The sequence below is a fragment of the Aquimarina sp. AWH4_224 genome (genome assembly GCF_056160245.1).
In genome coordinates this window covers 694390-707924 of the sequence record NZ_JBSWWU010000001.1, presented here as the reverse complement: position 1 = coordinate 707924, position 13535 = coordinate 694390, and the positions used below count along the sequence as shown (strand labels likewise).

At 35.4% G+C, this 13535-nt stretch carries 12 protein-coding genes; 5 read left to right on the top strand and 7 right to left on the bottom strand.

Features of this window, described 5'->3' with window-relative positions; translation table 11 throughout:
* Both ACXAGJ_RS03400 and ACXAGJ_RS03395 read right to left on the bottom strand, forming a co-directional pair.
* The coding region (locus ACXAGJ_RS03400) for a PKD domain-containing protein (RefSeq protein WP_474837117.1) at positions 1–2319 on the bottom strand (2319 nt) is incomplete at its 3' end.
* Between the two features lie 218 nt (positions 2320–2537).
* Positions 2538–2825, bottom strand: coding sequence for a hypothetical protein (locus ACXAGJ_RS03395; protein ID WP_244548113.1), 288 nt, complete (start codon positions 2823–2825; stop codon positions 2538–2540).
* A gap of 322 nt (positions 2826–3147) precedes the next feature.
* On the opposite strand from ACXAGJ_RS03395, the gene ACXAGJ_RS03390 reads away from it, so the two are divergent.
* Positions 3148–5475 carry an ATP-dependent helicase gene (locus ACXAGJ_RS03390; protein ID WP_073314209.1) on the top strand — a complete coding sequence of 776 codons (2328 nt, stop codon included), beginning with the start codon at positions 3148–3150 and terminating at the stop codon, positions 5473–5475.
* Positions 5476–5545: 70 nt separating this feature from the next.
* The gene (locus ACXAGJ_RS03385; protein WP_073314207.1) at positions 5546–6166 is read left to right on the top strand and encodes an L-threonylcarbamoyladenylate synthase; all 621 of its coding nucleotides are present in this window, start codon (positions 5546–5548) and stop codon (positions 6164–6166) included.
* A gap of 2 nt (positions 6167–6168) precedes the next feature.
* Here ACXAGJ_RS03385 and ACXAGJ_RS03380 read toward each other — a convergent pair whose 3' ends face one another.
* A complete protein-coding gene (locus ACXAGJ_RS03380; RefSeq protein WP_474837114.1) occupies positions 6169–7047 on the bottom strand; it encodes an AraC family transcriptional regulator in 879 nt (292 codons plus the stop codon).
* 239 nt (positions 7048–7286) lie between these two features.
* Here ACXAGJ_RS03380 and ACXAGJ_RS03375 point away from each other — a divergent pair, with 239 nt between their 5' ends.
* Positions 7287–7874 carry a hypothetical protein gene (locus ACXAGJ_RS03375; protein WP_474837112.1) on the top strand — a complete coding sequence of 196 codons (588 nt, stop codon included), beginning with the start codon at positions 7287–7289 and terminating at the stop codon, positions 7872–7874.
* 54 nt (positions 7875–7928) lie between these two features.
* On the opposite strand, the gene ACXAGJ_RS03370 is transcribed toward ACXAGJ_RS03375, so the two are convergent.
* The 4 genes from ACXAGJ_RS03370 to ACXAGJ_RS03355 form a co-directional block, all read right to left on the bottom strand.
* Entirely contained in the window at positions 7929–8594 is a 666-nt protein-coding gene (locus ACXAGJ_RS03370; protein WP_474837111.1) for a hypothetical protein, read from the bottom strand.
* 73 nt (positions 8595–8667) lie between these two features.
* Positions 8668–9534, bottom strand: a complete 867-nt coding sequence (locus tag ACXAGJ_RS03365) for an OmpA/MotB family protein (protein ID WP_073314199.1) — start codon at positions 9532–9534, stop codon at positions 8668–8670.
* A gap of 100 nt (positions 9535–9634) precedes the next feature.
* Positions 9635–10627: a glycosyltransferase family 2 protein gene (locus ACXAGJ_RS03360; protein ID WP_474837109.1), complete on the bottom strand. Its 993-nt coding sequence runs from the start codon at positions 10625–10627 to the stop codon at positions 9635–9637.
* Positions 10628–10652: 25 nt separating this feature from the next.
* The gene (locus tag ACXAGJ_RS03355; RefSeq protein WP_474837107.1) at positions 10653–11093 is read right to left on the bottom strand and encodes a type I restriction enzyme HsdR N-terminal domain-containing protein; all 441 of its coding nucleotides are present in this window, start codon (positions 11091–11093) and stop codon (positions 10653–10655) included.
* A gap of 32 nt (positions 11094–11125) precedes the next feature.
* Here ACXAGJ_RS03355 and holA point away from each other — a divergent pair, with 32 nt between their 5' ends.
* Both holA and ACXAGJ_RS03345 read left to right on the top strand, forming a co-directional pair.
* Entirely contained in the window at positions 11126–12130 is a 1005-nt protein-coding gene (gene holA, locus ACXAGJ_RS03350) for a DNA polymerase III subunit delta (protein WP_474837105.1), read from the top strand.
* Positions 12131–12184: 54 nt separating this feature from the next.
* Positions 12185–13534, top strand: a complete 1350-nt coding sequence (locus tag ACXAGJ_RS03345) for an MFS transporter (protein ID WP_474837103.1) — start codon at positions 12185–12187, stop codon at positions 13532–13534.
* The last annotated feature ends 1 nt before the right edge of the window (position 13535 follow it).

The window sequence follows — 13535 nt, the reverse complement described above, 5'->3', positions numbered from 1 at the left end:
ATCGTTAAGATCCAAAATTTCGTTGGGCTCAGACTGATACACAATTTGCCCTAAAACATCTACAATACGAAGATCAAAATCGTTTGCAGTTGTTCCTTCAATATTCAATAACTGATCAGACTTAAGAGGGTTAGGGAAGAAAGAAAATTCTCTATTGTCTAAACTTAAATTAAGTTGCGATCGATCTACTGTAAACGCAGCAGAAACCACACTACATCCAGCTTCGTTGAATACCTCTACCGTATAGTCACCAATTTGTTGTGGCAGATATTCGGCTTGATCACTACTTTCCTGAGCTTCACCATCCAAATACCACTGATAGTTAGTATACTGGGCCGGTACGGATAGACGTTGTGCTTCATTAACGGTGATAGTTGGGGATTCAGGTAACGGTACTACTACAGCTCTAATTTCTGTTCGGGTCTCAGTATTACATTGACCAATAGAACCACCTACATAATAGGTTTGTGTAGCATCGAGTTCTGGAGTATTAAATTCAGCGCCAAAACCAAGGGCTATTCCTCCAGTAGCTTCACTATACCAAGTGAAGTCACTATTTCCTGATACACTTAATGTTACCGATTCTCCGGGACAAATATTCTGATCGTCCCCAGTTGGTACATCTGGTATATTGATTTCTATAAAGTTATTTTTCTCATTGGTATTGGCCCCAACATCATTGGTAACCGTAAGAGAAACTGTATAGTTTCCTGCTGTATTATAGGTATGTGATGGGTTTTGTTCGTTAGAAGTAGTTCCATCTCCAAAATCCCATAAATACGAATTTACTCTATTGATGGACAAATTTTTAAATTCTACAAGAGAACATCCCATTTTGGTGCCTTCAAAATTAGCTACAGGTGGTTGATTATTATCTCCAGGAATATAATTTCCTGAAATGTAATAACTCCCTAAAGAAGAATAGTCAGAATATCCTTCGAAAGTGTTTCCTTCGCCCACACCATCAATTTCTATAAAATATGTTCCGCCAGGTAAATTTGTGCTTATTGATGCACTTAGGCCAGAAGGGTCAGAAAAAGCAACTTGTTCTCCCAAAGCATCTAAAATTCTAGCCTGTATATTTAAATTAGGATAATCAGGATCTGGTTCAAAATTAAAAGTTACATCTCCGGTCTCCGTTACAAAAGAAAAAACATCTTTGTCTGTTCTTTGTCCGATAAATCCAAAATTTTGATCCGTGTTTACTACACCATCAGTGGTAACTTGAATCAATGTAGCTTCAGTGATAATGTCAGCATGATCATCATTTCTAAAACCAACACCATTTCTATTGTCCGCCATAATGGCAATATCATCTTGATCTTGAGTTGCATTTTCATATTCTCCTAAGCTCCAATGTCCTATTTGTCTATTTACACTCCATCCCATAATAGGGCTCCAAGTTCCATGACCTCTATAATACTCTGTACCTCCTTGTCCGTCGTGAGACAAACCTAGCGTATGACCAACTTCGTGAGATCCCGTTTCTCCTGCAGCTCTTACAGATCTTATATTGTAAACCCAACAAGGATCATCAAACGTATTTGATGAAAAAGATCGAAGATATGCAACACCTCCTGCATCTGGGGATGCATCTTTGGTAGGTGTAAATATAACCATCATCCTTCTATTGATAGGAGAGGCATCAAATAGATCTCTTCGAGTGGTAACGTTAAGATTAAATGGTCTGAAATCTTCAGCCATTAATTTCCAGATCTCAATAATTTGCTGATCGGTAAAATTAGCCGCTTCTGCATTGATCGTATCTCCACCTACCCATCTGGTACCAGTAACAACTTCACCATCAAAATCGAGGTAAATGATACCTTCTGCGCCAGGTAAACTTTCAAGTTGAAGATTCATTTTTACACTAGCTCCAGTTGTTTTTTTCTCATCAACAACAAGACTTTCAAAGTCAACACAAAGTACATCATGAATATCGGTTTCGGTTAAAAATACCTTTCCTTGATTATCCGTGCTAAATTTATAAGCCTTTTTAGAACCTTTTAGTAAAAGTTCACCCGTCAGTTGATTGTTCGTTTTTTCTAGAGAAAATGTTGACAAACGATCGTTGTTTACAATTCCAATCAGTGATAAATTATCTCCTTTTTGATTCTTAAGATTCAATTTCAAATCAAGAAATTTATTCTTAGAAATCTTTATTCTTGTGGGAGCATCACTTTTTTGATTTATAATATTGTTTACGAACGTTTCTTTATTTTCAGAAATAAGAATTGGGTCATTCGATTGTCCATAGGTTAAGAAGACATTGACGAGTAAGGTCAATAGCATTAGACGCATTAGAGGATTCTTTTTCATAGGTTATTTAGTAAAAGGGGTGTAGATTACTTTTTATAGCAAAACTATATAAATAAAGTTTTAGTGTGCAAATATTCATTTATCTTTTAGTATTTGTATGATTTTAATTAGCAAAGACGTATTCTGAATGAGAATACGTCTTTATAAGTCACAAAATAATGGGGCTTTATGTTTTCATTGACTACATTTCTGGTAGAACAGCAGTATATCATATCTGGTTAAGAAATGCTGATAATTCTTTCCAAAGGAATAATGGTGGATTGTTTTAGGATAACTTCTTTATCTGTTATTCCCCAGATAGTAGTTTCTACTTTCTTGAATCCTTTATCATCTACAAAAATGATTTTTACTTTTTGATGTTCTAAGTTTCCTAAAGAAAGAGCTCTTTGCAGTTCAAGAAACCGATCAATTTGATCTTTTCTTTTGTTGAGTACATCTTCTTTTGGGAATCTCAAAAATTTAATTTGTTCTTTTTCAATAATCTGAACATTCATAGTTGGGGCCATAATATTAGGTTTAGATTAAGTTTGTGTTTACTTCTAAAAGTTCTTAAATATATAATTTTTATCTTAAAAAATTGCGTTTTATCTAATAAATTGATTCAAAACTTATTAACATGTAGGAAAAATATGTCTTTTAAAAACATTGCTGATGAGATGTTACTCTATAAAAACAAAAAGAAAGTAGATTGATTTTTACAGAGATCATTTGGTTTGGCTAGGATTACACCTAAAGTTATTGACTGTCTTTTGTTTACAAAAAAAGTGAGTTGTGCTTCGATAAACGTACCCATTTGATTAAATTTCGCTTTTAAAAAAATAGTTAGGATTGGAAGAGTATTTAGCTGAATTGAATGATGCCCAAAGGGCCCCGGTTCTTCAGAAAGAAGGACCTATGATTGTGATCGCAGGAGCTGGATCAGGAAAGACACGTGTGCTTACTTACCGTATAGCATATTTGATGTATCAGGGAGTGGATTCCTTTAACATATTGTCTTTGACATTTACCAATAAGGCGGCGCGTGAAATGAAAAAGCGTATTGCTGATATTGTTGGTACAAGTGAAGCCAAAAATTTATGGATGGGGACTTTCCATTCGATTTTTGCAAAAATTTTACGATTTGAGGCCGATAAGTTAGGGTACCCTTCGAATTTTACAATCTACGATACGCAAGATTCACAACGATTGGTAGCCTCCATCATAAAAGAAATGGGATTAGATAAAGATATCTATAAATACAAGCAGGTATATTCTAGGATCTCATCTTACAAAAACAGCCTGATTACCGTTAAAGCATATTTTCAGAATCCAGAATTGGTAGAGGCAGATGCCATGGCAAAAAGACCAAGGATGGGGGAGATCTATCAAAACTATGTGGAAAGATGTTTTAAGGCTGGTGCCATGGATTTTGATGACTTATTATTGAAAACCAATGAGCTGTTAAATAGATATCCAGATGTATTGGCCAAATATCAAAACAGATTTAGATACATATTGGTAGATGAGTACCAGGATACAAACCACTCTCAGTATCTTATTGTACGTGCCCTTTCGGATAAATTTCAAAATATTTGTGTGGTAGGAGATGACGCCCAGAGTATTTATGCTTTTCGTGGTGCCAATATTAATAATATCCTGAATTTTCAAAGAGATTATGACAATGTGCAGCAATATCGATTAGAGCAAAATTATAGATCTTCTCGTAATATAGTGGAAGCAGCAAACTCGATTATTGATAAGAATAAAACCAAATTAGATAAAGTGGTTTGGACCGCCAACGAACCGGGGCCCAAAATTATCGTAAATCGATTGTTAACAGATGGTGATGAGGGTAGATATGTGGCAAGTTCTATTTTCGAAAATCAGATGCAGCATCAACTATCTAATGGTCAATTTGCGGTTTTATACAGAACCAATGCCCAATCCAGAGCGATAGAAGATGCCCTTAGAAAACGAGATATCAAGTACCGTATTTATGGTGGTTTGTCGTTTTATCAGCGTAAGGAAATCAAGGATGTATTGGCGTATTTACGTTTGGTAATTAATCCTAAAGACGAAGAGGCGCTAAAAAGGGTAATTAATTATCCAGCTAGAGGGATAGGAGCGACTACGGTCGATAAACTTGTGGTTGCTGCCAATCACTATGATCGTACTATCTTTGAAGTCATACAGAATCTGGATCGAATTAATCTTAAAATCAACAGTGGAACGAAAACACGATTAGAAAACTTTATGAACATGATCAAGAGTTTTCAAATCACCAATGAAACCGCTGATGCCTTTACCATTGCGGAGATGGTAGCCAAAAAAACCGGATTACTTCAAGAACTTAAAAAAGATGGAACACCAGAAGGAATTGCCAGAATAGAGAACATCGAAGAACTATTAAATGGTATTCGGGATTTTGTAGAAGGCCAAAGAGAGTTGGCAGATGCTACAGGTTCTCTTACCGAATTTCTTGAAGATGTAGCCCTGGCTACCGATTTGGATCAGGATAAGGGAGATGATGATCGGGTAGCATTAATGACGATTCATTTGGCCAAAGGATTAGAGTTTCCCTATGTATATATAGTAGGGATGGAGGAAGACTTGTTCCCCTCTGGGATGAGTATGAACACCAGAAGTGAGTTGGAAGAGGAGAGAAGGCTGTTTTATGTAGCGCTAACCAGAGCAGAGAAACAAGCCTATCTAACATACACTCAATCCAGATATCGATGGGGGAAATTGGTAGACGCAGAACCTAGTCGATTTATTGAAGAGATTGATGATCAATATATAGATTATATCACTCCGGTAGAGGGATACCGATATAAGCCTTTGATCGATGCTGATATTTTTGGAGAAGTAGATAAAAGTAAACTAAGGTTAAAGAAACCTGTTTCGGGAACACCTCCTTTAGCACATAAACCCAATGAAGAGCAGTTAAGAAAACTTAGGAAGCTGAAACCTATTTCGAATGGTGCTGATGAAGAGCCTAAGACTAATCTCTTTAATGAGGAGCTTATCCCAGGAGTTGCTGTAGAACATATGAGGTTTGGAAGAGGAAAAATACTGAAAATTGAAGGGGTTGGCCAGGATAAAAAGGCCGAAATTCATTTTGAAAAAGGCGGAATTAAGAAATTATTACTTCGCTTCGCGAAACTGAAAGTACTTTAACGCTTTTCTGCTCCGACTACAATGCTTTGGCAGTATTATTGCGTAACTTGCAGAAGACATCACTCTTTTTATGGCTGAATTTGTAAAACTATATAATGAAAATCCGAATCCACGAGAAATACAAAAGGTAGTGGATTGTTTGCGTAATGGAGGAATAATCATCTATCCAACAGATACGGTATATGGTTTGGGGTGCGATATTACCAATAATAGAGCACTGGAAAAGATTGCCAAAATTAAAGGAGTGAAACTCGAGAAGGCTAATTTTTCATTCATATGTAAAGATTTGAGTAATCTATCGGATTATGTACGTCAAATTGATAATACTACTTTTAAACTTTTGAAACGTACTTTGCCCGGTCCCTATACTTTTATTTTACCAGGTAGTAATAATTTGCCTACTGTTTTTAAAAAAAAGAAAACCGTTGGAATACGAATTCCCGATAACAATATCTGTACGACAATTGTTGAAGAATTAGGTAACCCGATCGTTTCTACTTCAATATATGATGAAGATGAAGTGATCGAATATACTACAGATCCAGAATTGATATTAGAAAAATGGGATCAATTGGTGGATATGGTTATCGATGGAGGATATGGTGATAATATACCTTCTACCATTATTGATCTAACAGCAGACGAGCCTGTTTTGATACGAGAAGGCAAAGGAGTGATTGATATCATCTAAATTTACGAAATCACATACTTCAATTCGTTGCGATACATACTGGGAGTCTTACCAGAAAATTGCTTGAATAACTTACTGAAATGAGAAAAATTACTGAAACCACTTTCATAGCAGATATCTGTGATGCTGGTTTGTTTTTCGTGCAATAGTTTTGCTGCATGTACCAAGCGATACTCATTAACAAATTGGGTGAATGTTTTTCCGGTTACTTTTTTGAAATACCTGCAAAACCCAGGAACACTCATACTTACTTTGTCAGCAATTTCTTCTAAGGTAATGTGTCTACGGAATTCTTCTTGAACAAAATTAAAAATAAGGTTTATACGATTGTTATCCTGTAATTCGGTTTCTATCATAAACCCTTCAGCATTGAGTATGGTATAATCATCTGTTTTTTCCATTTCTCGTAATACCTGAAGAAATCCAATCAATTTTTCGAAAGGGGCAAGATGTTTTAATCCTTCTATTTGGTTTCCTATTCTCCGTTTGGTATCACCATGAAAAATAATCCCTTTTTTGGCCTGCTCCAGAAGTTTTCCAATGGCATTCATTTCTGGTACTTCAAAAAAGGAGTTCCCCAAAAAATCCGGGAGCATTTGTATGATAGTTTCGCTACGATTACCAGTCATTCCATCAGTAAAACCACAATGAGGGAGATTAGCACCTATAAGCATAAGAGCACCGTTTCTATAATAAGACATATGACTTCCTATTTGCATTTTTCCGGTTCCACCGTTTACATATACTACTTCAATTTCAGGATGGTAGTGCCATACGGGAGCTTTATTCTTGTTTTTTTCAGAGAAGGTTTGATAGTATAAGGAGCTACCAAACTCCGGAACTATTTTTTCTAAGGACGGTTTTACATTTTTGGCTAACATGAGCGTATTATTTTAGGGACAATAGTTTTGCAACTCCAATTTTAAACGAATATGATATTTTTTTTGTTAAAGTATTGCAAAGTCACCATAAAAAATATGTTAAATTAACTCGGTTACGGTTTGTCAGTACTACATGTGGTTAAAATAGCATATATATGTGCAAATATAGTTGTGTTTCAGAAGAAATCCTCACCATACATTTGTACCAGAAATTATTAACAACTATAAACTAGAAAGTTATGAAAAGAGTAATTAACGTATGCCTGCTTGTAAGTGCTATTTTTTTCAGCACTTCTGTAAAAGCTTCAGATGTTTTATCTGTAAAAATTGAGAACTCTTCTACGATCAATGTATCGTTAGCGAATATAAGTAAAGGACAGAAACTATATCTCAAGGATTATTCTGGAACCATACTTTTTAATGTAACCTTGGACGCAATGCCAGCATACAGAAAGTACTTTAACCTTGGCGCTGTAGAAAATGGGATCTACTTTGTAGAAACAGAAACAGAATACGATGTAAAAGTAACGCCTGTGGTTAAGAACCAAAAAGGAATTGCTTTGATCCACAACTCTGCGGTAACGGTTTTTAAACCAAAGGTTCAGGTAGAAAATGCTATTGCCAAGGTTTTGCTTACCAAAACAGACAAGTCTCCGCTTCAGGTAACCATTTATGATAATGAAGGGGTGATGTTGATGGAAGAAAATGTAGATGAGAACGTAAGTATCTTCCAAAGAGCTTACAATTTTGCGGGTGTACCTGCAGGAAAATATGTGATCTACTTTTCACTTAAAGACAGAACATTTGTAAAAGAAATTAGTATTTGATTGTTTTATAACCACAAAAAAGAGGCGCTGCAGTATTGTAGCGCCTTTTTTATTTTATAAAATTTCGCAATATGTAAAAAGTAGAATATGCTCTTTGTTTAGCTCTTTTTTCTTATTGGTCAAGTAATTGTTTATTCGCGCATTTTGATCAGGTTCTTCTGGTGTAGCCTCTAATATTGCTGCCAAATCAAGTGCTATTTGATCCTTATGTGCTTTTAAACTATCCATTTTAGTGTTACTAAGTAGCATGATGCTGCAGTGTTCGACAAAATTAGGATTATAAATTTCTTGTATTTCAAGAGTAGCTGTTTGGAGTCGTTGAAAAGAAGTTTCATCAATAATATGAAGACGATATGCTGACAAATATTCTAATGCTTCCAGAATTGAAATTGATCTAATTTTATCTATAGATAACTTACTGGCTAATTGATCAGAAGAAAAATCTATATCCAGTACTTCCTTTACTTTTACGACTTTAATTTCAGAATAGATCGTAATGGTGTTATTAGCAAAAGCTCTTTTGGCATATTGAATAAATTCTTCTTGATCTGGGTTGTAGTTTTTAGATCCAAAAATGATAGAAGGGTAGATGTAACCATTAAGCGTTTTGTTATCTTTTGTTTCAATTTGAACTTTGAACCGCCAAAGGTTTTCTGGACTAGCAAAAGTTTTTACAATAAAGCAAAAAAGAAATAATAAAGATAGAAGTAACTTATTCATGATGGTATAACAATACTAACAAAAAAAGACCATCCAGCGGATGATCTTTTTGTATGTATTAGGAATTAACTTTTTAGTTTCCTCCTTGCGTTGCTTTTTTCATTCCGTCTTCGATCATGTTGTAGAACTGATCAAGTTTTGGAAGTACTACAATTCTGGTACGTCTGTTTCTCGCTCTGTTTGCTTCAGAAGCGTTGTCCGAAACAGGAACATAGTAACTACGTCCAGCAGCAGTCATACGCTTTGGATCTACTTTGAAATCTTTTTGTAATACTCTTACTACAGATGTAGCACGTTTTACACTAAGATCCCAGTTATCTAGAAGTACTTTGTTCTTGATTGGCACATTATCAGTGTGTCCTTCTACTAAGAACTCGATGTCTGGCTTGTCGTTAACAACCTTTGCCACTTTACCTAATACTTCACGAGCTCTGCTAGATACATTGTAGCTTCCGCTTTTGAATAAAAGTTTGTCAGAAATAGATACGTATACCACTCCTTTTTCAACATTAACTTCGATATCCTCGTCTGCTAAGTTACCTAAAGCTCCTTTAAGGCTAGTTACCAATGCTAATGTTACCGAATCTTTTTTAGTGATCGCATCACGCATTGTTTTTATCTGAAGATCTTTTTCTTTGATACTTTCTAAAGACTTCTCAAGGTTTTCAGCCTCTTTTGTAGAAAGCGTAGCCAAGTTTCCAACGTTATTTAATAATGCAGAATTTTGGTTCTTTAGGTTGGATACTTGATCTTGAAGTACTTTAAGCTGAGAAGATGAACTCGCTTTTTCCTCAAGACAACTATTTAACTTAACAGTTGCTGTATTTAATAGGTCTTCAGTTTCTTTTTGTTTGGCTTCTAAATCAGCAAATTTCTTTTGTGATACACAAGAAGATAATAATACTGCCATAGAGGCGCCAATAATCATTACTTTTTTCATTAGAAAATCTGTTTTTAGTCTTGTTCTTGGTTATATAAACTCAAAATTATTAAAATTGTGACGTATTACGAGATCGTTAACAATAATTTATTATATAACCTTATAATTGGTCGAAATGTTTACGTTTTAAAATAAAATACTGCCATACAACGGAAAAAATTGAATAATATTTCCCCGTTTTGGAAAGTTTTTTGCCTTTTTTAATAAAAGTGTTAAAATTCAGGTAGAAGCTAATATGCGCCTTCAAAATAGAAACCAAATGTGATGGTTTTCCTTCCATAAGAAACTTCAACGCTGCTAATCCATCCAATATCAATCTAATAAGTAAAATACCCAGTAATCTTTTTGCACTCACATTCTTCAAAAGTAGGTACAAATTGTTTCTAAAATTGAGATAAGTTTTCTTTGGGTTCATCGTATCCAAAGTTGCCCCTCCCAAATGATAAATTGTTGAATTCGCTATATATCGGATACGATATCCCATATTTTGTATTCTCCAACAAAGATCAATTTCTTCCTGATGGGCAAAAAAGTCTTCATCTAGCTTACCTGCCTCTTCAAAAACGGTCTTTCGAATAAACAAACAGGCTCCACTGGCCCAAAAAATATCTACATCTTGATTGTATTGGCCTTCATCTTTCTCGATGGTGTCAAATATTCGACCACGGCAATATGGATACCCTAGCTTGTCTATATATCCTCCTGCAGCACCAGCATACTCAAAATGAGTTTTCTTTTTACAATCCAAGATTTTGGGTTGTACGGCAGCGATATCTTCAGATTGTTCAAAAGCACTAACAATTGGAGTTAGCCAGTTTGCAGTAACTTCTACATCACTGTTTAGCAAACAATATACATCAGCATCAATTTTGGAAAGCGCATCGTTATATCCTTTGGCATACCCTCCATTTTCTGTATTCTGAACTATTTTTACTTCGGGATATGCTTTAGAAACAAAATCTACTGAGTCATCAGTAGAAGCATTATCAGCGACATATACGGTTGCTTCTTCAGAATTTGTTACTACCGAAGGTAAGAAGCGTTCTAGCAAGGATCTTCCATTCCAATTTAATATGACTACTGCTACATTCACGGATGCAAATTAATAGGTTTTATTTTTAATAATCTGGAATATCTTTTAGAAAAGTATATTGCTCATTTTCATAATCCATTTGGCAATAGTAATGATGAATCCCATTGGTGATCATTAAATACTGTGCTTTGAGGGCCAAATTATATCTTGCGATTTGATCAAAAACCTCTTGGGTGATCTTTACGGTATTGGATTTACATTCGACAATTAATAGAATAGAACCATCTGGATTGTAGATGATGACGTCATATCGTTTGTTGAGATCATGTATTTTGATCAATTTTTCGACATTCATCAAACTTTCTGGATATTTCTTGTCTTCAATCAGATAATGTACCGTATGTTGTCTCACCCATTCTTCTGGGGTGAGTACAATAAATTTTTTACGAATTCGGTCAAAAATAGAAACTTTATTTTCGCTACTTTTGAATCGAAATTGATACGCCGGAAAATTTAATTTTGGCATTTGCATGATGCAAATTTGATGATTTTTTCTGAATGGACGAAGTAAAACAAATTGTAACCGATATCAAGAACGGGAATATAAAACCGATCTACTTTTTGATGGGTGAAGAATCCTATTATATTGATAAAATATCAGAGTTTATCGAAAAAAATGTATTGGTCGAAGAAGAGAAGGGATTCAATCAAATGGTGCTGTATGGCAGAGATGTAAGTATCGATGATATCGTTTCGAATGCCAAGCGTTTCCCAATGATGGCCGAGAGACAAGTGGTTATTGTTAAAGAAGCTCAGGATCTCTCTCGTACTATAGAAAAATTGGTTAGTTATGTAGAGCAACCGCAACCTTCTACAGTTTTGGTGATGTGCTACAAATACAAAACCATCGATAAACGAAAGAAATTATACAAAGCCATTCAGAAAAATGGATTGCTCTTCGAGAGTAAAAAGTTATATGAAAATCAAGTAGCAGATTGGATTAGAAGGGTACTATCGGGTTCTAAATACGCTATCGAACCCAAAGCAGCTCAAATGTTGGTAGAATTTCTAGGGACAGATTTGGGTAAGATTAACAATGAACTCGAAAAATTAAAGTTGATCATTCCTAAAGGGCAACAAATTACAGCCGATCAAATTGAAGAAAATATTGGGATCAGTAAGGACTTTAATAATTTTGAATTGCGCAAAGCTATTGGATCTCGAAATGTGGTGAAGGCGCATAGGATCATTAATTACTTTGCTCAGAATCCTAAGGATAATCCTCTTGTAGTTACCATATCCCTATTGTATAGTTTTTTCTCTCAGGTATTGCAGTATCATGGTCTGTCGGATAAGTCTCAACGTAATGTGGCCAGTTCACTTCGAATCAATCCGTATTTTGTAAAAGACTATTCTGAAGCGGCGCATAACTATCCTATGAAAAGGGTGAGTGCCATTATCGCAACACTCAGAGATGCGGATGTAAAAGGGAAGGGAGTAGGTGCGGCCAATTTATCTCAGGGAGATATCTTAAAGGAGTTGTTGGTAAAGATCATGGGCTGATACAATTATTAGCGTCGGCTTAACATCTTTTTTCAGAAATGATACTATCTTTATATGGTGGGTTTCAGCTTTCTCAATAGAACCATTTTTCCTATTCTTCTGGTTAACTTTATAGGAGTACTTGGATATAGTATCGTAATTCCTATTCTGATTTTTATTGTTCTTGATTTTGGAGGAAACGGTTTCATCTATGGAATCCTGGGTGCAATGTATCCCTTATTTCAGTTTATAGGAGCTCCGATACTCGGAAGATTGTCAGACAAAATAGGAAGAAAGAAAGTATTGATTATTAGTCAGGCAGGTACTTTTATAGCCTGGTCATTGTTTTTGCTCGCATTTATATTGCCTAAAATGAATCTATGGGTAACAGATTCAGAAATTACTGGAAACTATGCAATGACCTTGCCTTTACTGCTACTTTTTGTTGCCAGGATTTTTGATGGATTTACTGGGGGGAATGTTTCGGTGGCAAATGCATACTTGTCGGATATTTCAACAGATGAGAACCGGGATAAGAACTTTGGTATGATGGGGGCTTCGACTAGTTTAGGTTTTGTACTCGGCCCTGCTGTAGCAGGTATTTTGGCATCTACGGTTTTAGAAGAAGCCCTGCCAATCATATTGGCTAGCCTGATATCTTTGATTGCTATTTTTGTAATCGCTATTCGTTTGCCAGAAAGTAATCCCTGTGTAGTAGATACGGGTTCTGTTTCTTTGCGATCGTTTCGACGTTTTTTTCAGGTCGAGCATAAGGAGTGCTACAATACTTCGGGAGAGGGGGAGGATACATCAGCTTCAACATCATTTTGGACCATATTGAAAATAGAAAAGATTCCTTTGCTGTATGCGGTATATTTTCTAACTTTTTTGGCATTTAGTTTCTTCTATGCGGGTTTACCGATATATGCTTCATCCATTTTGGAATGGTCATCCATACAACTGGGGATATTTTTGGCCTATTCCAGCATTATTATGATTTTGGTACAAGGACCATTATTGTCTTTTTTATCCGGTAAAGTTTCAGGTATAAGTTGTATTTTAATAGGAACTTTGTTATTGGGTTGTAGTTTTTATTTACTGACCTATCAAAATATCATCCTATTATACGTAGGTATCACCCTACTTTCTTTAGGGAATGGGTTAATGTGGCCCAATTTTTTATCCATATTGGCAAAAACCGGTAATAATCAGCTACAAGGAGTAATACAAGGCTATGGCAATAGCATGGGAAGTTTGGCTAGTATTTTTGGTTTGGTGCTCGGGGGCACGCTGTTTGAAAGTATTCAAACTGCCGTATTTAAGATAGGTACTGTTATATTTTTACTCATTTTCGTTTTGGTGCTTTTTCATTACCTAAAAACAAAACCCCAAACCTCTTCGAAAGTATTGATCAAAGAATCCTAAA